Genomic DNA, 22,883 nt, shown 5'->3' with positions numbered 1-22,883 from the left:
TTCATTGACTTGCTATTATTATAAGAAAAGATTAAAATTTAGTCAAGATGATCTATCAACCAAAAAAAATTGAAAAAAAATGGCAGAAAATCTGGCAAAGATTGAAGTTGTTCCAAGCCAAAGACCTTTCTTCTAAACCAAAACAATATCTTTTAGTTGAATTTCCTTATCCTTCTGGCGATGGACTTCATGTTGGTCATGTTCGGTCTTATACTGGCCTTGATGTTTTGGCTCGTAAAAGAAGGATGGAAGGTTATAATGTTTTATTTCCTATTGGTTGGGATGCTTTTGGTTTACCAACAGAGAATTATGCTATCAGAACCGGCCTTCATCCGATTGAAATTACCAAAAAGAATATTAAAGTTTTTAAAAAACAGCTGAAATCTTTAGGCCTTTCTTTTGATTGGTCGCGTGAAATTAATACAACGGATTCAGAATATTATAAATGGACGCAGTGGATCTTTTTGAAACTTTTTGAACATGGCCTAGCTTATCAAGCTGAGATGCCAATTAATTGGTGCCCATCCTGTAAGATTGGTTTGGCCAACGAGGAGGTGATTGGAGGCAAGTGTGAAAGGTGTGGAACCGTTACCGAGCAGAGAATGATTAAACAGTGGTTATTGAGAATTACTCAATATGCCGATCGTTTGATTGATGATTTAAAATATGTTGATTATTTAGAGAAAATTAAAACTCAACAGATTAATTGGATTGGTCGGTCAGAGGGAACAACAGTTAAATTCCAAATTTCAAATGCCAAATTTCAAATCGAAGTCTTTACAACACGAATTGATACGATTTTTGGTGTCACGGCTTTAGTTGTTGCTCCTGAGCATAAAATTATTAAGAACTTGGAGTCTAGGATAGAGAATTTAGAAGAGGTTAAAAAATACATTGAAAAATCAAAAAGAAAATCTGAGTTTGAGAGGACAAAATTAGAAAAAGAGAAGACAGGAGTACCTTTAAAGGGTATTTTTGCCATTAATCCAGTTAGTCAAGAGAGGGTCCCTGTTTGGGTTGGTGATTATGTTATTGCTACTTATGGTGGTGGGGCGGTAATGGTTGTGCCGGCTCATGACGAGAGGGATTTTGAGTTTGCCAAAAAATATAATTTACCGATCAAAGAAGTAGTGGCGGGCGGCGATATTAGTCAGAAAGCTTATACTGGTTATGGTCGATTGATTAATTCCGACCAGTTTAGCGGTTTATCGTCTCAAGAAGCAATTGAAAAAATTACTCACTGGTTAGAGCAAAAGGGTTTAGGACAGAAAAGTGTTCAATATAAACTTCGTGATTGGATTTTTTCTCGTCAACACTACTGGGGTGAACCGATCCCTCTAATTTTTTGTAAAAACTGCAAAAAATTAGTAGAAAATTTCAATACCCAATTTTCAAACACCCAACAAATTCAAAATTCAAAATTCAAAATTCAAAATTTTAGTAAAGGGGAAATTTTAAATCCTGGTTGGGTGGCGGTAGCTGAGAAAGATTTACCCGTTAAACTACCTTATTTAGAAAAGTATCAACCATCCGGTACTGGCGAATCACCATTAGCAAAAATTAAAAAATGGGTTAAGACAAAATGTCCAAAATGCGGTAGTTTAGCCAAAAGAGAAACTGATACAATGCCGAATTGGGCTGGTTCAAATTGGTACTACCTTGCTTATCTAGTGAAAAAAAATTCAAAATTCAAACTGAAAAATTCAAAATTACTAAAATATTGGCTACCAGTTGATTGGTATAACGGCGGCATGGAGCATACGACCCTCCATCTTTTATACTCTCGTTTTATTTATAAATTTTTATTTGATCTTGGTATTGTCCCGACCGTTGAGCCATATCAAAAGAGAACCTCTCAAGGTATTGTTTTGGGTGAAGATGGGCGAAAGATGAGCAAAAGTTTCGGCAATGTTATTAATCCCGACGAGATAGTGAAAAAATATGGTGCTGATACATTACGAGTTTATGAAATGTTTATGGGACCCTTTGATGAGACTATTGCGTGGCAGACTAAAAGTATGATTGGTTGTTTCAGATTTTTAAATCGAATTTGGGAAATTTTTCAGGAAAAAGAAAAATTTGGTCCGTCATCAAAAAAAATGAAAATAAAACTTCATCAAACGATCAAAAAGGTTTCTCAAGATATTGAAATGATGAAATTTAATACCGCCATTGCTTCTTTGATGGAATTGATTAATTTTTGGTCTCAACCGAACGAAAAACTTTCTCTAGAAGAAAGTGGGTTGTTTTTGAAAATTCTTTCTCCTTTTGCTCCTCATTTAGCTGAAGAGCTTTGGCAAAAAATTGGCCAAAAGAAAAGTATTTTTTTAGAAAAATGGCCTAGGGCAGATGACAGTTTGCTTCAAGAAGAAAAAGTTGAGTTAATTATCCAGATTAATGGAAGAATTAGGGAGAAGATTGAAGTTCCTATTACTATTTCAAAAGAAGAGGCTGAGAATTTAGCTAAAAACCGAGAAAAAGTCAAAAAATATCTAATTGGCCAAGAGATTAAAAAGGTTATTTTTATCCCTTCCAAATTAATTAATTTCGTTATTGATTAATTTCATTGATTAATTTCACTCCTTGCTTTGCCCTTTGATTTGTCTTATAATTTATTACGACCGCATTAAAAAATAAGACGCAATAAATGAGAATTTAACGATATTTTATGTCAAAATTTATTATCTCAAAAAGGGTTTCTTGGACAGAAAAATTTCTTTGGGATTTATATAAAATTTATGAGAAATTTGGTGATTTTTTAAATTGGCCACCGAGAAGTTGGCAAGACGTTCTTTATCCTGAATATAAAAGACTTCGACAAATCTACCAGAAAAAAACTGGCCGACGAGCTTTTCGTAATTTAATTTATTATTTAAAAAAGAAAGGTCTAATTAAAAGCTTTCAAAAAGACAAAACAAGAGGCTGGCTTCTGAGCGAAGAGGGGAAAAGAAAAATTTTAGAAGTAAAAGAAAATTTGAAAGAAGTTAAAAAGAGAAAAGATGGTAAGTGGTTGATGATTATTTTTGATATTCCAGAAAAAATTAGAATAAAAAGAAATTTCCTCCGTGCCGGACTCCAGGGGTTAGGCTTCCAAATGCTCCAAAAAAGTATTTGGGTCTCTCCTTATGACGTTTTAGCCAAAACGGAAAATTTAATTAAAAAATATTTTCTTAAACCCTACACCCGTCTTCTCTTAATTGAAGAGGTTCAAATTAATAATAAAAAATAATAAGCAACCATCGTCTTAAAATTTATAACGATCGTTATAAAAAATAAGACGGTAGGGGAATAAAGATGAAGAAGGTAAAAGAAATCTGTCGAACCTTAGATTTCCGGCCTCTAAAAAAAAGAGGGCAAAATTTCCTAACTAATCCCAGTATTTTAAAAACAATAATTCAGGCGGCCGAGCTTAAAAAAGGCGATTTTGTCTTAGAAATTGGCCCAGGTTTAGGCATTTTAACTCAAGAATTAGTCAAAAAAGTTAAGAAAGTATTAGCCATAGAAATTGATAAAAAATTAGTTAATTTCTTAAAAGAGAAGTTTAAAAAGGTTAAAAATTTAGAAATTATTCAAGGCGATATCTTAAAAATTAAAAATTTAAAATTAAAAAATCCTTATAAAATTGTCGCTAATTTACCCTATTATCTTACCGGTGTCGTTTTACGAAAATTTTTAACTAAAGAACCAAGGCCAAAACTAATGGTTTTAATGGTTCAGAAAGAAGTGGCCGAAAGGATTCTTGCTAAAAATAAAAAAAAGAGTATCATTTCTTTGATGGTTAATTTTTATGGTCAGCCAGAAATTGTTCAAATTGTTTCGAAAAATAATTTTTGGCCAAAACCAAAAGTTGACTCCGCCATTTTGAAAATTACCAACCTCAAACCTCGTTTTTCCAAAATTAGAAGAAATTTATTTTTCAAAATAATTAAAACTGGCTTTGCTCATCCCAGAAAAAAATTAGTTAACAACTTAACCAGAATCATAGAAAAGGAAAAGTTAAAAGAACTTTTTCAGGCAATCGGTTGGTCACAAGAAGTGAGGGCAGAAAACCTCGATTTAGAAGACTGGCTAAAACTTTATCAAAACATTGGGGTTTTTGTAAAAGATTTTTAATATGAAAAATCATGGTCCTTTAATTGGCTTAGCTCTTTTAGCTATTTTTACCCTTTTTTTTGGCTTTTTTAGAATTAAAGAGTCAATTCAAGGACCGTTTCGAGTGCCAAAATACGAAAATAAATTAACTAATGAAGAAATTCAGTCTTTATTAGCCCAGAGGGACACGGATAAAGATGGTCTTTCTGATGTTGATGAGGTTTTTAAATATAAAACCTCAATTTACCTATCCGATTCAGATTCTGATAATTATCCCGACAAAGAAGAAATTGAGGCTGGTTCTGACCCTCTAAATCCCAAATCAACCCCCTTGAAAAAAGTTGCCGAGGGGTCCAAAATAGAAGAAAAGAAAGAACTAACAGTTGAGGAAATTAAAGAGATATTAATTCAAGCTGGTCTACCTAAAGAAACCCTAGACAAGGTTGATGACGAAACTCTAAAAAAGTTGTATAATGAAACTATCCAAGAGACAGGCATTGATCCTGAGGAGTTAAAAAAACAATTATCAAGCGGATTAGGCAAATTAGATTTTTCTAAAATTATCGCTGAACAGCAAAAATTGATCAATTTATCAATAACTAATACACCTCCCACTAACCAACCCTTTGCTGAAAATTTAACTGGTTTTGAAAATTTGGATCCAGCGACTATTCGGCAGTTGATGCTTTCGGTCGGAGCGGACAAAACTACTCTCGATCAAATTGATGATGCCACCTTAAAAAACCTGTTTTTACAAGCCGTAAAAGAAGCACAAAAATAAGTAAAATTGAAAAAAGGGAAAATGAAAAAACATCTTCGAAAAATTATCATCAGTTTTTTACTCGGAGTAATGATTTTCTCCCTACTTACTCCTCTTTTATTTTGGCCGAAACCAGCATATGCTCAAGGAGCTTCCACAACCGTCGGTGATATTCCCCGGGTTTTAGAATGGATAAAAAGTCAAGCTATTAGGATTTATGACAAGGTAAAATATCAGGTAATAGCCATTCTTTATAAAAGCTTTCTTGAAGGTTTTGCCCAAAAATTTGTCACCGAATCAGCTACTTGGCTGGCCACTGGCGGTAAAGCTGGCAAACCAATGTTTTTTACCGACAAAGAATACTGGAACAAAATGGCTGATTCTGTTGTCGGTGATCTTTTAGATGAAGTGGCGACTAAAGGTTTTGGTCTCCAAAGCCTTTGTGATCCGATTGATCCGACAATAAAACTGAATATTCTCTTATTTGTAAAGCCGCCAAAAATTCCTTTTGAATATGAGGCACGTTGCCCTATTTCGAAGATGAAAGAAAGGATAAGAGAGGCGAAAGAAAAACTCATTGCTCAGTATAAAGAAGGATTGAAAGGTTATGTGAATGTCGAATATGTTCCAGGTCAGCCGCCCCAAGTTCAGGTTAAGATTAAAAATGCGATTAGGATTGATACGAAACTTTACGATGTTAACAAAAGTAATTTAATCAATATTGCGGATCAACTTTCTGGACATCAGCAGCTCTTTTTAACTGAGTGGGATAAGTATCTACAAGAATCAAAAAAGATAGGTCCGCCGAATATTTCCGGTGTACTTAATAGTCTCTCCACTATAAAAGAAAGGTTGAAAGCCATTACTCAAGGACCACCAACTTTTCAGACAAGTCTCAACTGGTGGTTGGGAAGAAAATGGACCAGTGATGGATACAGACCAATTGAGGCACCGGTTCGTTGTCTTAATAAATCACAAGAAGAATTTTGTCAAAACCCTAATTGCTATAACGGTGCTTGTCCAGGTATTAATAATGCTACTCAATGTCAAAATAATTATAGCTATTGTTTTGAAGCAATTAAAAGGGCACAAAATTATGCCTCTCAACTCTCTGAATGGGCAACCACTTTAGAAAAAATGGTTGATGAGGCAAGAGAAGCAGTGGAAAAAGGAACTCCCTCACCAGACTTGAACATTTTAGAAGATATTCAAAAAACCTTCACGCCGGAAGGAAGTGATCTTGGCGTGGCCATGAGTCTCAAATCAGGTATTTTAAGTAAGGCGGCTGAAAAAGTTGGTGCGGATAAATTTTTCCAATCTCTTCAGGGCCAATTTCAGTCAGTTACCTCTAAAATTTCTGGTAAAGCGCTTTTACCAGCTGGTTTAACCGAAGAAAGAGCTCGACAGATGATTGCTGAAGGGAAAGCGTCACTTAAAGTTTACACTGGTGTTTTGGTTGCTGATGTGGCAAATACATTTATTCAGACATTTTTTTCTAAATTTCTTGAAAGGTTATTTCAAAAAGAAGGTCTTAATCCTGAAGCTAGTCCAAGTGGTCGAACAAGTTGGGAGGGTGGGATTCCGGCTTCTCCTACCCAAGAAAAAATTGAGGCCATTTATGCTGATTTAAAAACTGTAAGCTTTAAAAAACCATCTGGTGAGATAAATCTTTTAGAGGAATTTGCAGCTTGTCCAACGGAAACAAAATATGCTTTGCCTTATAATTGCGTCATTGACGGCGGTTTTGCCCGGGCTATTGAAGAAAATTTAACTATTAAAGAAGCAATTGAGAAAAATTATTTACATGGTAACTGGTATGTCGGTAGTTATGGTCTGACTGATGGGGCGCGTGATTTTTCCTCTCGTTATTCTTTAACCAACCTAAAAAAACTTCGTCGGGCACGAGTTATTCCTTTAGGCTTAGAAATTGCTGCTGAGAAAATTAGCCGGGGTGATTTTGGCGATGCCAAGTTTACTTTGGCTCAAATTGTTGAAGGTTTTGACAAAGTTAGTTCTGATGGCGATTGTACAATTTATGTCCAAGGGGACCCGAAGTCAAATACGACAGAAAAAAAATGTGAAGGAAGTATAGGTAGTTGGGACTCAAGTGCTAACTGTTGTAAAAAAGATGGACAATGTCTTGTTTCGGCTTCACCTTTCTGTCATTTAGTTGATCCGAATTGGGTTTTGAAATTACCCTCAATGCAATGTAATTTAATGGCTTATTCGGCTATTCCCTTGCCTGCTTCTAATGAACGCCAAGAGACTTGTATAGAGATGAAGGATTGTGTTGGCGAAAATGAAGATGGCACCTGTCATACTTACGGCTATTGTACCCGCGAAAAAAATATTTGGCGCTTGGCCGGCACTCAATGTCCGGCTTATTATAATACTTGTCAACTTTATACCCGAACTAAAGATAATCAAAGATTTGCCTGGTTAAAAAATACTTTAGATTTTGGTGACTGCGATGCGAACTCGGTTGGTTGTCAGTGGTATTGTCAGAGATGGAATAAAGACTTTGCCGAAGGGGCAGGTGGTTGGATTTGTACTGAACCGAACCAATCTTTAAATATCCAGCCAAACGGATCAGTTGGTAGTCCCCGTTCTGTGTCTGATCCCTTTAACACCATCTTCTTTAATAAATTTGTTGAAACCTGCCCGGCTACTTCTGAGGGTTGTTCCGAATTTATCCGGACCAAAGAAAATTTAGGCACCAATTTATTACCCAATTCGAGCTTTGAAGATTATTCTGAAACAAGTACGACTACGACCCCGACTATTTTAGTGAAGGGTTGGCAAATAACCAGTGGTCAATTTCTTGTTGATGAAGCCGAAGCTAAATCCGGTAAAGTTTCGGCTAAATTTACTGGTAGCGGTAAAGTAGAGTTGGCTTCCACTGACAACGTTGATATTTCTCTTTTACCAGGGACAAAATATACCCTTTCTTTCTGGGTGAAAAATAAAGATCAAAGTAATGATCGAGAAATTCAAGTCAAGATTAACAATAGCGTTACAAAAATTATTCCTATTTCTAAAAATACACCTTGGCAAAGGGTTTCAACAGATTTTATCGCTCCAAATAATAAAAAAATTATTGATTTAGAAATTGCTGTTAATGGAACAGGCATTTATCTTGATGATTTACAATTAGAAGTTGGCTCACTCTCATCTTATAAATCTTATGCCAGCACGAATAAAATTTATTTAAAAAAGGCGCCAGATTGGATGAAATGTTACAACCGCGATAACAATGGAAATTTAATTACCAATGACGATGATCATGCCTGTGCTGATTATGCTTTAGCTTGTCAACAAGATGAAGTTGGTTGTGAAAAATATACACCAGTTTTAGGTGGGCCCTATCTGCCAGCCGTGGCGAGAGATACTGATCGTTGTCCAAGAGAGTGTGTTGGCTATGAAGTCTTTAAACAAAAACCAACGCATTTTTATAGTGAAGAAGATGCTTATTTTATTCCACGGACGGTTCGAATCTGTCCGGCCTCCGAAGTTGGTTGTGAAGAATTTACAAATTTAGATGTCGTCAATCGCGGTGGTGAAGGAAGAGAATACTATTCTTATCTCAGACCCTGTCAAAAACCAAGAGCTGAGTGTCAATACTTCTATACCTGGATTGGTTCAGAGACGACAGGTTATCAATTAAAAAGATATTATCTTTTAGCCAAGACAACAACTAATGGTTTTGAGCCAGACGAAATGTTGTCTTCTAACAATGCTCAAGCCCTTTGGGGCAGGTGTCAAAATTCTCAAGATGCTCGGACCAATCCTCATTGTAAAGAATTTTATGATGCTAATGGCCATGTTTCTTATAAACTCTATAAAAATACTATTACCTGTTCCGAGACTTGTGTGCCCCTAAGAAAGACGACAACCGTGATCAGCGGTTATTGCCCGACGAGCACTCAAGGTGGTCTTGCTTTAAACGGAGTTGAATTTAATAATGGAATCTGTACCTATATGGCTATTCCAGCAGAAGGAGAAAGATGTTCTTCGGTAAATGTTGGTTGTCGTGAGTATCAAGGCAATGCGGCTAATAATCTAAGAATTCTTTTTGAAGATGATTTTGAAAGTTTAACCGTTGAACCCTGGATCGACGGTGAACTTTCTTCGGAATCAATCTATTTTGGCGGTCGGTCAATGAGAGTTGCCAACAATAATAATTCTGTCTCTAGGCCAGTTCAGGATTTAGTCCAAAAAGGAAGGTCGTATTTACTTTCCTTCTGGGTAAAAAGAGCCAGTAATAATTCCACCACTCTTACCATACGATTTAGAGGCAATGACAATAACATAGACTTCCCTTCTCTGCCTGCTTTGACTACTGGTGAGTGGTATTCATTCACTGTCGGACCAGTTTATTTCCAGCGAGAGGTTGCTAATGATGAAAGATTAGTAATATTATCTTCTTCTCCCTTCTATCTCGACAACATCACCTTAAAAGAAGTCCGACAAAATATCTTTGCTATTAAAAATTCTTGGCAAACACCAACTGTTTGTGATCAGGATTTAACTGGCGCTTCTGCGCCTGGCTATCATTTAGGTTGTGCTGAATACAGAGACCGAGCCAATCAATCTCATTTCTTTAGATCATTTTCTAAACTCTGTCCGGAAATCAAAATTGGCTGCGAAGCTTTAATTGAGACAAAAAACTCCACCTCACCATTTTCAGAAACATTTAACTTGACTGATCCCGACGAGCCAAAAGATAATGTTTTAGTCCCAGCTGATCAATTAACCTATTTAGTTGTTGATCAGACCAAAGCCTGTCCGGCTGGCGATAAAGGTTGTCAGAAATTTGGTTTACCCAACCTTTCTCAAGGTGAGCCAATTTCCTGGACAGATTTTTATTTAAAAAATAACCCTGATTTATATACCCGTCGACCAATTCTCTGTCGTTATCATCAGCAAAACTGTGAAGAGTTTGAACAAGCCGCGGCGGGCAAAGTTTATTTCAAAGATCCTGGTGAAAAAATTTGTGTTTGGCGAGAAAAAGTGCCGATTGGCAGTGAATACAGAACCGGCTGGTTTAAGAAAGGCACTGATCAGCCTTGCTATACGAATTATTTACCGGATGGGGTGACTTATGGCATTAAATTTTCCGAGGAAAGCGGCTATCAAGGCTTGGTTGGTGAATGTGAAGAAAGATTTGCTGGTTGTACAGAATATATTGAACCACTAAGAACGGCCGGCGTGACTAATTATGTCCAGAATGGTGATTTTGAAATTGGTAGTGGAAGTAGTGGTCAGGGGCCAGCCCCAAATTGGTCTTACGGCTACAGCGGCAATTCATCTACTGTGAGTTGGGACGGCGCCAGTAAATCACTTAAAATAGCTAACGATACGCCACATACTGTGGGTGCAGACACGCGAAAAATATACGCCGCCTCTCAGATTGTTGAAATACCTCATAAAAATCAAAAAAGTTTTGTTTTGAATTTTAAAGTCAAGGTTGTTTCTACCTCTCACCTTTCTTATCCATCTGGGCATGTGAATTTAAAATACGAAGGCTGGCGAGGTGTAACTCAATTAAATGGTTGTCAAACCGAAGAGTGTCAAGATTGGCAAGAATATAAAAATCATTGTGGTTCTTCTCAATCGTGCTGTAGTTGGGTTGGCGGAAATTGGAGTAATAATCAATGTAATATTTCCGGTCAGCCCAAATGTAAATTTAACCGTGGCAATCTTAAAGAATGTATTGCTTTTTTGATTAAAAATGGCGGAAACCCCTGGGGTGACAATCTAAACCATTGGCCTTGGAATTATGAACATGGTTATGAAATCGGGGCTAGCATTGATGCTTCAACGACCATTACTAGTTGGCAAAAAAGGTCTTTAAGAGTCGTGGCGGGAGGTCCTTTAAATCCGAAAAATTTAGCCATTGAAGAAATTAAAATTATTCCCCTTCTAGCTCCGGCTTATTGGCATGGTGGCTGTTCTAAGACAAACGCTGGCGATTGTACCACCATCCAAAATTGTCCCAATTGTCCTTGGAGATGTTGTGAGGCTTTTGGCGAAGTTTATTTTGATGATATTGAATTTAAACCTTTAGATCCTTATTACTATTTAGACAACAATCAATTAGATAAAGCTTCTTGTCGTGGCCAGGTTTCTTTAAAAGAAGGCTGTGTTTTATTTAAAGCCCAAAATGATCCAAGTGCCATTTATAATTCTATTGCCACTTATGCTAAAAGTGAGGCTAATCAGCACCGACTTGTTTCGCCAATTGATTGTACGAAAAAACCTTGGCCAGTAGATGGACAAGGAAATCCTGTTAATTCTGATGATAATTGTACAAATTCTAATTTTGCCAATACCGATTATTGCCGTTACTGTTATGCTTTAGGCCAAAATACTAATGACACTAATTTAATTCTTAAAGTCCGTCGCGATCGTGTTTGCGGTGAATGGCTTTATTGTGCAGGAAAAAGATATGTTTGGCAGGAGAATCAACAACGATTTTTAGAAATTTGTGACTATTTCTTAAGATGTCAAAAACAAACTGGTGAAGGTAGCGGTGCTCAATGTACCTTAGTTTCGACAGAGACACCAGAAGTTTTGACTGAACAAAAATACAAAAATCGCGATTTCGGTTGGACGGGTATGGATTATTCCGGCTATTCTCTTTACAATTTTTATCCGGTGGAGATGTTAAGACCCAAAAATTATCCGAATGGTTATGCTTTAAGTTATCTGAGCGGAACCACTGATTACGGCGTTGGTAATAGAACTTGTACTCGGAATGAAGATTGTCCAAAAGGACAAGTTTGTTATCAGAGTAAATGTGTTGTCTCCCCAACCTGCAAACTTTATCCAGAAAATACCTCTCCTTTTTCTCGCGAAGTAGAAGGAACTTATCGCGGTCTAAATTTATGTACCGAAAGAGGGGGAAATAATTGTCTTTGTTCGTACCGAAAAGCAGAATCAGTTTTAGGCGAGCCAACCTATTATTTTAATTTAGAAACGGACGTTGAATCAATTAAAGTTTGTACCCAGGCGGAAAATCCTCAAGATTTAGGTAAATGTTGTTCACCTCCTTGTCCGAATGGGATGGCCGTTGCTTTTCGTGAGGATTGTACACGGACTGATGAGGGAAGAAAAAATAATCAGGGTAAATGTGAGCCAATGAAAAAAATTACTGATTACATTGGTTTAGCTGGCTATTGCTTAGAGCCGGATTTAGAAAAACCAAAAGAAATACAGGCTTGTTTAACCTGGTTTCCCGGTGAAGTCGAAACTGGTTTAGATTCTTATAACCAAGTCCGCAGTGCTGGTTATTTTCCATCTTCGGATCGAAGATGGTATGGCTATGAAAGATATACCCGTCCGGCTGAGATTTCCGGTTTTGCACCAACTTTTTTCCCTCTCGGTTTTAATCTGACTTCTAGTTTTCCGGGTCAAAGATTGGGTGGAAATTGGGGCTGTTTTGCTGATCGTTTGATTCAACCTTTATATTTAGGGGGTGATTATGGTAATAAATGTTCCGAGTACACCAATTATGGAGAAACAGATCTAGGTTATTGTTTTTTGGCGGAGGGCGGAGAAGGAACCATTCTTCAAGCTAAGTACATTCCTTATTTAGAAAGAAAAATTAAAAGAGAAGAGATTCAAAAAATTATTGTCAAGGCTAAGTTTCGCTGGGAAAATACTACCTGTTCGGATTTAAACACAGTGGATTGCAGTAGTAGTAATAAATGCTGTGGACCGTTTGATTTAGAACTTGGGCCAAATAATTTTAAAAGAGCAGCTTATTTACACGCTACGCATCAAAATTCTAGTGGTTATGTTTGCAAGAGTAATGGAACCTGTCCAGTGGGGGGGGCATGTCTTGCCGACGAATGTCCGGATAAAAATAAATCCTGTCTTTTTATTCAGGCTGAATTTGATCAGGAAAATTATTTAAGAAATTTTCATCTTGAATTTAACGAAGACGGCTCTGGGTGGGGGGGGGCAATTATTTATACAATTAATTTACACTTAAAAAGTGGGGCTAATTTGCCAATTAAGGCTTATCTCGCACCGGCCTCTGAGATTAATGTGGCAGAAGGAGCGTCTTGTTGGAGAAAAGATTCAAATAATAATAGTCGGGGTTGTTGTCAAGATTATTTAGGCTTTTCCAGTGAGGAATTAAAAAGGGACGGAAGTGTTACCAGACAATGGGCATGTGATGGAACAGATAAAGAAATGGCTTCTTGTTTCCGCGGTGATCAACGGAAAGGTAGCCCATCTCAAGCTATTTATCTTTATTCCTCCTCTTATTTTGCCAAAAGTGGAAATAATTTTTATTATTTAGATCGCAAAATTTATGAATATATGATTGATCGGATAGAAATTGATTGGAAGATAGATAAAAGTAATCCTGGGGATTGTAAGTTTGGTGCAGACTACCAAGGGACAATTATCCTTCCTTATGAAGATCCGGCGACTAAAGAAAAGAAATATGAAAAAGAAGTTACCGGCAAAGGAAATGGTGAAGCAAGATTATTTGTCCAAACCATTTTTGATCAGAAAGAAGGGGAATTAAAAGGTTTTAAAGTTGAATTTAATGATGATGATGCTGGTCATGGGGCTGCTGCCTTGACCGGCATAAGAATTATTTTAAAAGAAGCGGCGAACAAATTAGTTAAAATTAATGATAAACCTTATTTACCAACGGTTGTTAATACCAACTTAGTCAAACTGAAACCAGGGACAGACGTGCCTTATGGAAATCTGACTGACATTTTAGATTACAGTTATGAATGTCTGCCGAGGGGCGCCACCGGTTTTCAAGGGACAATGCCTAAAAAATACATTATTGATTCCAAAGGTGAAGTTTGTCATCTTTATAGTGGTGGGATTTACGACTCTGATGCTGTCATAAAAAAACTGTTCCCTAAATCATATGCCTGGTCTTATCTTGATGTTAATACCTTGAGTTATCTTCCGGGTAATATAGCGAATAATTGGGATTCAAGAAGCGATACTTCCCTCCATCCTACTGATAGGTCGCCACAAATCCAATCAGTTAATTTTAGTACCGGCGTCCCGGCCGGCGGAACTGTTGGCAAAATTACTATTGGTAATCAAGAGAGTGGCAACATCTTAATTTCCGGTAAAACTTATACCGCCACTTTAAGATTTTATGCCTGGGCAGACGGAGCTTATATGCCGGTACGCGAAGTTGTCGTTGACTGGGGCGATGGTTTTCGAAGCGGTTCTTCAAATATGATTACTAAAAACAGAAAACCAGTTTGCAAAAAAGGTACAGATGGATTACCTCTTTCTTTTGGTGATGATCCAGATGCTTGTTTAAATCAATATTGGGAATTTGTTCATACCTATCTCTGTACTAATCCGAATGGTTGTTCCTATCAACCTAAGGTCTATGTTAAGGATAATTGGGGTTGGTGTGCCCATTCAGCTTCAACACCAACAACACCATATGCTGGTGATTTCTCTTGTCTTGATCCAGACGGCAATCCAGGGACGTCTACGCCAGCGAATTTCGGCGTTCCCTACGACGGGCAGATTATTCTTAATCCATAAAACATAGATAAAAGATAAAAAAATAGATAAAAAACAAATGAATTTAAAAAAGAAAAAAAATTGGCTGACTTTTGGCTGTCTGATTTTTGTTTTGACAGGGATTTTTTTAATTGTTCAACCGACCTTCGCTGGCTTTATTGAAGATGCCATTTCAAAAATTTTTGAGACAATTGCTAGATTTTTGGGTATTTTTGTTACCTGGACTATTGATTGGATTACCGGCATTGCCCAATACAATAATTTTCTTAGAACAAGTGCCGTTAATAAAGGCTGGGAGATTCTTCGTGATTTGGCCAATATGTTTTTTATCTTGATGCTCTTAGTTATTGCCTTTGCTACGGTTTTGAAAATTGAAAAGTATTCTTATAAAACCCTTCTCGCTCCGGTTTTGCTCATGGCCGTTTTAGTCAATTTTTCCAAAATGATTTGCGGTTTGGTTATTGATTTTGCCCAGGTGATCATGCTTTCTTTTGTTAATGCTTTTAAAGATATAGCGTCCGGAAACCTATCTGAAATTCTTGGTCTGAAAACTTTCGGTGATTTAGGTGAAGAGATTACGGTAACAGTTAACGATTGGAACAAAGTTTGGGCATGGATTTTAGCTTGTATTATGATGTTTGTTGCTCTCGTTGTCACCTTTATTATTCTAGCTCTTTTAATTATGAGAATCATAGCCCTCTGGATTATGATTGTTCTTTCTCCTTTAGCTTTTATTTGTTTTGTTATTCCTGGTGGTCAAAAATACGCTAAACAATGGCAGGATAAATTTTTTAATCAGGTCATTGTCGGTCCGGTTCTCGCTTTCTTTTTGTGGTTTGCCTTTTATGCTGTGCAACAAGGCAATTTAAACCCCACGACAGGAATGGGTTTACAGCCAGGAAAAGTCAATGTTGGCCCAACTGTTTCTGGACAATCTAATGTTTTAGCCAGTTTTGCTTTAGGTATTGGCATGCTAATTGGTGCCCTTGTTGCCGCCCAACAGCTCGGTGTGGCCGGGGCCAGTTTAGCCGGTAAAGGAATTAGCTTTTTACAGAAAAGTGCGACAAAAGCAGCAAAATGGACAGCCAGGAGGTTAGAAGGGTTAAAAGATAGAACGATGAGAGCCTTTAGACCAGTTACAACTGATTTAGCCGCTGCTATTGTTAAAACCCCCTTAGCATTATTGACAAAAGGAGGAAAAGGGGTGGCTGATGTATGGAAAGGATGGGCAGAGAAAGCGTCGGTAACTCCAATTCCAGCTTTTGTTAAAAAAACGGCCGCTAAGTTTGCTAAGCTGAAAGGTGAAAAGGATTTGACCGTTACCGAAGGAATGGATTTATTAAAAGGAGCGGTTTCTGAGCAAGACTGGCAATCGATAGAAAATTTAAAGAGTAGATTAGGAACAAACGGCGGATGGACGACAGATGAAAAAAATCAGATAAAAAAGATTGTTGAGAGCAGTAATTTAGAGACGACACAAAAAGAAAAATTAAAGGATAATATAGATAAAGATATCAAAACCATCGAAGGTTTGAAAAATGAACAAGTAGTCGAAAAAATAAATGAGATAGTTGGCGCTTTGAGAAGTATGCTTACTAGAAAAGGATTAAGTGAAAAAGAAATCAACGCCCAACTAGGGGCATTTAATCAGAGTGGTATAAAAAGGAGAATAGAAGAAATTATGAGGGCAGGTGGGGCACCGCAAAAAGAAGTTCAAGATCTTATTGATCAGTTTTTAGGTAAAATGTCGCAACGAAGATTGCCGGGCGCCGAGAAACTTCCTCAGAAGAAATCGTTTACCGATCAAGAAAAAGAACAAATAGAAATTTTACTATCCAAACATATTCCCATTTTTACTCCTCTTTCTAAAGCAGAACTCGCGCGTTTTAGTGGGGGCGTAAGAGGTGGAGTTAAATATGAACTTGATCAGATCAAAAAAGCTCATCAGGCAGATCCAAATTTAACTGCAATAAGTCAGAGTTTTGAACAAATTGAAAATATTATCGATCCTCATTTAAAAGTTGGTCAGATTTCTTTAACGGATAGACGAAAGGTCAAAGAACAAATAGGAAGCATTCTTGAACAATTAATGAAAGAAAATAAACTCAGTGAGCAAGAAGGGGCAAGTCTTAAGACAAAACTTTTAACTCAAATTGAATTGATTCCACCCAAAGCTATGACAACTGAAGAGGTCTTAAAACAGATTGGTAAAGATGCATTCAAATGGGCAGCAGAAAAAATAACCTTGCCATTAAGTTATGTTGCGGCTACTTTAGAAGCAACACCTGACATTCCTATTTTTGACCTTGATGCTCTTCTAAAAGATATCCAGAATTTTAATGCTCGTCGAACCAGAAAAAGAGAAGCAGATCGATTGGGTAAATTGCATGACTTGATGAATTTGTGGGTTTCTTGGGGAAAAGACCAAACCGATTTTAAAGGTAATGAAATAATGAGAAGAGTTTTAGAAGAGAAAGAAGAATTACAGAACAAAACTTTAGGAGAAACCCACGCTACTTTAAATGAACTTGAATCAGCTTTAAAAGGAAACGATATGCCGCGAGCCAATGCTGCTCTTATGATTTTAGCGGAAAACAATGACTTAAATGAGCTTTTCAAAGGAGATTGGGTAGAAAAATTTACCCCTTATTTAAAGAAATTTTTGGCTCAAGATTATTTAGGGAAAACAGTCGAAGTTTTTAATGAAAAAACAGGGAAAACTGAACCAGTCACCATAACGCCTGAAAAAATTGAAGAGTTAATCAGAACAGCTAAAACTAAAGGAGAGGTGAACCCTGTTTTTATACGAGAAATGGTGAAAAATATCTCTTTAATGGCAGCTAAAGATGAGGGTGTGGCAGCGAAAATTGCTAATATGATTGGGATGATCAGTTTAGAACATGGAGCCCCTCATATGGGTTATGCTATTTCAAGACTTAATCCAGTGAGAGGAAAATTAGAATTTTCTCCTTTCAGAATGTACATTGATCAGAAAGGAAATTTCGACATCACTCTTAGCCAGGAAACAATTAATGAGATAGTAGGTAAAGTCAAAAATATGTCTCAGCGGATGATGTATCAACGGGCCCATCCTGGGCTTTTTGCTACAGAAGATATGTATGGCAATATGAGGGGTCTTAATCCTTTGAATATTGCTTTCTTGGTTAATGCCGAAAAGTCATTTTTTGAACGTCCAAATGAAATGAGAGATGATGTTATTTCTAAACTTACTGCTTCTTTAGAGTTTCAAAAAGATTTTAATAATTTAATCGCTCAAATGATGGCTCAACCATATAAATTTATCAGCCCTTATTTGCCTACTATTCAGGATGTCTTAAAACAAGTTGAGGCCATGAAAGCATATATGGCTAGATTAAAAGCAGCTCGCTTTGTTACCTAGAGATGAGTGTAATATTAAATTTTGTCTATTTCTATGTTAGATTTAACAACAATTTCCTCTCTCCAATTGAAAACCCCTTCTTTTATTGAAGAATTAAAAAAAGAGATTAACGAAATGATCAGACGTTTCAATTCAAGGGATGCCTTTTTACTTTCTCAAAAAATTAAAGAAAAGACAGCTGAAGATCCTTCTTTAAGAGAAGTTTATAAGGAAATTATTCCTCAACTCGAATTTATCGCTATTGGTTTTTTGAATAGAGAAGAAATAGTAAGACTGATTAAAGAACATTTTAAGGTTCTACTTAATTTCCCCTTTGATTCCCTTCGACCATTTGATCTGATTCGTTATAAATTTAGCCAACTTCCTTTTATCGAACATGAACTTTTAAGAATGGAGATAAGCAAGGCTTTGAAAGAAAATGAAAATGTTATCACTAAGCGGCCAATTGTTTTAGAAAAAGGAGGAACATTCCCCCCGACTATTAAAAATTGGCTTATTGATTACGAGACAAGATTGGAAAAAAAACCGGACCGAGCTTTAGCTAGAACAGAGTATTTAACTAATAGTCCAAACATCAATTCACTTTCCCCTCAAGAAAAAGAGAAAATTGAAGAATTGATTAAAATTTATGATTATGTTAACACCTGCTCTCTTTTTCCTAGTGCCTATTCTCAAGACCTTATCGTTTATTGGCCAGAAAAGACAATATTTGTTATTTCGCAAGGCGAGACCATTGTCTCTTTGCCGCCCATTGAAGAAGTTCCGCCTTGGAGCAAGCCCACTTTAATTGAAAAAAATGAAGAGACAGAACAAGAAGATCGAACAGGGCCCGAAGAACGTTCAATGAAACCGAACCCTCTCGAAAAAAAATACCTTGAAGAGGAAAAAAGTGAAACATTTTCTCAGAATCCAAACACCAAATCACAAACTTCAAATAATCTTTAAAATTTAACCTTCAATGACCAATGCCTGAGTTTTGGGATTTAATAATTGGATGTTGACTGGAATAATTGGGTCAGTTTTAAAATGGATAATTATTTAGAACAATTTAAAAAATTACCTTACGAACTTCAAGAAGCGGTTTCTTCTGAAGAAAAGGTTAAATTATTAGAGGAAATTGAGAAAAAATACAATTTGCCATTAGCCAAGTTGGTTGTGAGATTGATGATTAAAGATATTGCCTGGTCAGAGAGTGAAAAATTTTGTCAAGAAAATTTTGGTCTAAGCCCGGAAAAAGCAGCTGAATTAAAAAAAGATTTAGCGGAAAAAATTTTCAATGAAGTAATAGACTATCTAACTAAAGAATCAGAAGTAAAAAGTGAAAAGCAACCAGAAAGAGAAGAGGAAATGGAAATTGGCAAAGATGAGCTAGAATTGGCCAAGGCGGTTGAAGAGGTCAAAACAGTGCCAAAGCCGGAACTAGAGATTAAGGGCTATGGGTTAAACCCCGACGAGATAATTAAAGAAGTCAAAGAAAAAACCGGCTTGAGTTTTATGGAGGAAATTTTAGAGAAAAGATTTACCAATATTTGTCTTAATTTTTTAAAAGAAATAAGAAAAGATTTTGAGACCGAAGAAATTTTAACTCGGCCAGAAAAAATTGGTGGCTTAGGTTTAGTTCCAGAAAAAGCCAAGGAAATAATGAACCTACTAAAAGAGTTTAAAGTTAAATTTTATGGGCCAAGAGAAGCAACTTCTCTTGCTCAAACTATGGAAAAGAAGCCAGGTCTGGCAGAAGGATTTCTAACGCCAGCAGAAATTATTAAGGGGTCAATCGTTGAAGAAATACCTCTTGAAGAACCAAAACCAGAAAGTGAGAAAGTGAAAGAACTGATTCCTCCATCTATTGCTAAATTAATGGACACGCCAGAGCCAGATCAAGAAACAAAAATTGACGAAAAATTGAAACAGAAATTTAATGGCGGCACGATTGTCCCGAGTTTTCCAGAATTAGAAACACCAATCCAACCTGTTGCCACAAGAGAGGAGTCAGAAATAAAAAAAGAAAAGTTTGAAGAAATGCCTTTAACTGAAACCGTCGAAGAAGTGCCTATTCAAATTAAGCGACCGCTGAGCGAAGAAAAGATAGTAGAAGACGTAAGCAGTTATCCGAAAGCCTTAGGACCAGTTGAAGAGATAAAAGAAATGACTTTAATGGATTTAAAAAGATGGGGCGGTCAGCAGACTTGCCAGATTATTCTTAATAAAATTAATTTATTAGCCGAAGAATCTTTAACCAAAAAAGCCGAAGCAATTCAGGCATGGCAAAAAAGCCCCCTTTATCATTTATATTTAGAAATTGGCGAAGAAGCCTTATCAAAGAAAAAGTCAGTAGAAGAAGTGATTGAAGAAAGACTTGCTCAAGGGAGAGAGACAATGAGTTTAGCAGATTTTGAAAGGATTGCCGAATTAAATAGGAAATTGAGATTTTAGCCAGAATTTATAATTTTTTGCTTTTGTAATTTTTAAAATTAAGAAAAAATTAAAAAACTTTCCATGACTTATAAAATCAAAAATTTAAAGCTAGCTTCTTTTGGTTTAAAACTGATTGATTGGGCTTTTCAACGGATGCCGGTTTTACGAATTTTAGTTAAAGATTTAACCCAGAGAAGGCCATTGAAAAATTATAAAATTGGCGCCTGTCTCCATGTTACTAGTGAAACAGCTAATTTAATTCGGGTCTTAAAAGCCGCTGGGGCTCAAATTTTTCTTTGCGCCTCTAATCCTCTATCAACCAAAGATGAAGTGGCTGCCGCTTTAGTTAAATATTTTAAAATACCAGTTTTTGCTTTTTTTGGCGAAGATAAAAAAAATTATTTTAATTTTATCAATCAAGTTTTATCTTTTAAACCAAATTTATTAATTGACGATGGGGCGGATTTGATTACTACCGCCATTAAGAAAAAAATTAAAGGTATAATTGGCGCTTCTGAAGAGACAACCACTGGTGTGATAAGAATTAAAAATTTGGCTAAAGAAAAAAAACTTTCTTTCCCAGTTATTGCCGTCAATCAAGCGCAAACGAAGTATCTCTTTGACAATCGTTATGGGACGGGTCAGTCAACAATTGATGGACTTTTGCGGGCAACCAATCTTCTTTTAGCTGGAAAAAAAGTTGTCGTTTGCGGCTATGGCTGGTGTGGCAAAGGATTAAGTCAAAGAGCTAAAGGTCTAGGTGCTGAAGTCATTGTCTGTGAAGTTAATCCTTTAAAAGCTTTAGAGGCTAAAATGGATGGTTTTGAAGTTTTGAGTTTAAATCAAGCGGCAGAAATTGGTGATATTTTTTTGACCGTAACCGGCAACCTTAATGTCATTCGAAAAGAACATTTTTTTAAAATGAAAGATGGAGTTATTTTAGCCAACGCTGGCCATTTTAACGTCGAAATTAATTTAAAAGATTTAGAAAAAATTACTCAAACAAAAAAAGAAATTAGACCCTTCATTGAAGAATATACTTTGACAAATAAGAAGAAAATTTACCTTTTAGCTCAAGGCAGACTTTTAAATTTAGTTGCCGCTGAAGGTCACCCAGCCGAAGTTATGGATTTAAGTTTTGCTGGCCAGGCCTTGGCGCAAGAATTTTTAGTCAAAAATGCTAAAAGTTTAGAAAGAAAACTTTATTCTCTACCAGAAGAGTTAGATCAAAAAATTGCCAAACTAAAACTTAAAAGTTTAGGGGTGACGATTGATCAATTAACAAAAGAACAAGAGAGATATTTAAAGAGTTGGCAATAAAACTAAAAATGAAAAACGACAAGAAAAAATTTAAAACTGAACTTAAAAGAAGAGTTTATCGTAAGGGTAAAGGATAATTTTCACTTTTTAGTTGTCGTTTTTAGTTTTTCATTTTTAACCTTTAATTTGAGCAAAGCGAATATGCAGTTTGTTGTTCCACAATTTATTGATATTGAGCCAAAAATTATTGGACCGATCACGCCACGTCAGTTTATTCTTTTGATTTTTGCTGGAGGTATAACCTTTCTTTGTTTTAAGCTCTTAGATTTTTGGATTTTTGTCGTTGTTTTTCTTTTTGTTATTTGTCCATTTTTTGGTTCTTTTACTTTTGTCAAAATTAATGGTCGCCCCTTTCACTATTTTTTATTAAATCTTATACAATTTTTTCAAAGGCCAAAAGTTCGGGTTTGGAGAAAAGAGATCATTCCCGAAAAAGAAATCGTTCTTAAAAAAGAAAAAGAAGAAGCGCCGCCAGAAATTAAGAAAACTTTACCGCGGGGTCGGCTTTCTGATCTATCAATTTTAGTTGATACCGGTGGCTTAGCCAGGGAAGAGTAAATTTATATTTTGAAAATTTCAAATCCAACCTTAAAATATAAAATGACAACCAAAAGTTCAAAATTAATCAAAAAAATAATTTTACATTTTAAATTACATTTTGACTTTTGAGATTTAATTTTTGTATTAAAGATCTATGAGATCTAAAATAGCCAGACAAAAAATCACTGTTTCAACTCAGAAATATTTAGATATTTCTGGCATTAGAAACGATTGCGTTATTTTACGAGACGGTACTTTAAGAGCGGTCTTACTTTGTTCCTCGGTTAATTTTGCTCTTAAATCCGAAGAGGAGCAAAAAGCCGTTATTTCTGCTTATGTTAATTTTCTAAATTCTTTGGATTGGCCAATTCAAATTGTTGTTCAATCAAGAAAACTAAATATCGCACCATATCTTGAAGAATTAAAACAAAGAGAAAAGGAACAAACCAATGAATTACTAAAAATCCAAATGAGAGATTACATTAGTTATGTCCAAGAGCTGGTTCAGTTGGGCGACATTATGACGAGGAAATTTTTTATCGTCGTTGCTTATAATCCGGCCGGCGACAAATCAAGAAAATTTACTGATCGTTTGATGGATGTTTTTAGAATGCCCTCTTTGATTAGAATGAAAAGAGAGAAATTTGAGAGATATCGAGCTGAGCTTTTTAAAAAGGTTGATTTTGTTATTTCCGGTCTTTCGAGCATGGGTATTAATGCCGTGCCTTTAGACACACAAAGTTTAATTGAATTGTTTTATAATATCTATAATCCAACCGAGTCAATTAATCAAAAAATGAGTAAAATTGAAGAATTAAAAGTTGAGCTATAAAA

At 36.0% G+C, this 22,883-nt stretch carries 11 protein-coding genes; all 11 read left to right on the top strand.

Features of this window, described 5'->3' with window-relative positions:
• Positions 1–47: 47 nt before the first annotated feature.
• The 11 genes from leuS (at position 48) to N2259_02945 (ending at position 22,881) form a co-directional block, all read left to right on the top strand.
• Positions 48–2,561 (top strand): leucine--tRNA ligase, encoded by a 2,514-nt coding sequence (leuS, locus tag N2259_02995; protein MCX7779179.1) that lies wholly within the window; start codon positions 48–50, stop codon positions 2,559–2,561.
• A 107-nt stretch (positions 2,562–2,668) separates the two neighbouring features.
• Positions 2,669–3,229 (top strand): hypothetical protein, encoded by a 561-nt coding sequence (locus N2259_02990; GenBank protein ID MCX7779178.1) that lies wholly within the window; start codon positions 2,669–2,671, stop codon positions 3,227–3,229.
• 65 nt (positions 3,230–3,294) lie between these two features.
• Entirely contained in the window at positions 3,295–4,113 is an 819-nt protein-coding gene (rsmA, locus tag N2259_02985; GenBank protein ID MCX7779177.1) for a 16S rRNA (adenine(1518)-N(6)/adenine(1519)-N(6))-dimethyltransferase RsmA, read from the top strand.
• A gap of 1 nt (position 4,114) precedes the next feature.
• On the top strand, positions 4,115–4,873 hold the full coding sequence (locus N2259_02980) for a thrombospondin type 3 repeat-containing protein (protein ID MCX7779176.1): 759 nt from the start codon (positions 4,115–4,117) through the stop codon (positions 4,871–4,873).
• Positions 4,874–4,894: 21 nt separating this feature from the next.
• Entirely contained in the window at positions 4,895–14,395 is a 9,501-nt protein-coding gene (locus N2259_02975; protein MCX7779175.1) for a carbohydrate binding domain-containing protein, read from the top strand.
• A 37-nt stretch (positions 14,396–14,432) separates the two neighbouring features.
• The gene (locus tag N2259_02970) at positions 14,433–17,774 is read left to right on the top strand and encodes a hypothetical protein (GenBank protein ID MCX7779174.1); all 3,342 of its coding nucleotides are present in this window, start codon (positions 14,433–14,435) and stop codon (positions 17,772–17,774) included.
• A 33-nt stretch (positions 17,775–17,807) separates the two neighbouring features.
• The gene (locus N2259_02965; GenBank protein ID MCX7779173.1) at positions 17,808–18,719 is read left to right on the top strand and encodes a hypothetical protein; all 912 of its coding nucleotides are present in this window, start codon (positions 17,808–17,810) and stop codon (positions 18,717–18,719) included.
• Between the two features lie 81 nt (positions 18,720–18,800).
• Entirely contained in the window at positions 18,801–20,207 is a 1,407-nt protein-coding gene (locus N2259_02960) for a hypothetical protein (GenBank protein ID MCX7779172.1), read from the top strand.
• Positions 20,208–20,270: 63 nt separating this feature from the next.
• A complete protein-coding gene (locus N2259_02955; protein MCX7779171.1) occupies positions 20,271–21,509 on the top strand; it encodes an adenosylhomocysteinase in 1,239 nt (412 codons plus the stop codon).
• Positions 21,510–21,650: 141 nt separating this feature from the next.
• Positions 21,651–22,067, top strand: a complete 417-nt coding sequence (locus tag N2259_02950; GenBank protein MCX7779170.1) for a PrgI family protein — start codon at positions 21,651–21,653, stop codon at positions 22,065–22,067.
• Positions 22,068–22,203: 136 nt separating this feature from the next.
• Entirely contained in the window at positions 22,204–22,881 is a 678-nt protein-coding gene (locus tag N2259_02945) for a conjugal transfer protein TraC (protein MCX7779169.1), read from the top strand.
• Positions 22,882–22,883 lie beyond the last annotated feature (2 nt).

This window comes from Patescibacteria group bacterium (genome assembly GCA_026417895.1).
Lineage (GTDB): Bacteria > Patescibacteriota > Patescibacteriia > UBA2591 > CALHIP01 > CALHIP01.
Note: the sequence above shows the minus strand (reverse complement) of the source record. Positions and strands in the feature narration are given on the sequence as shown.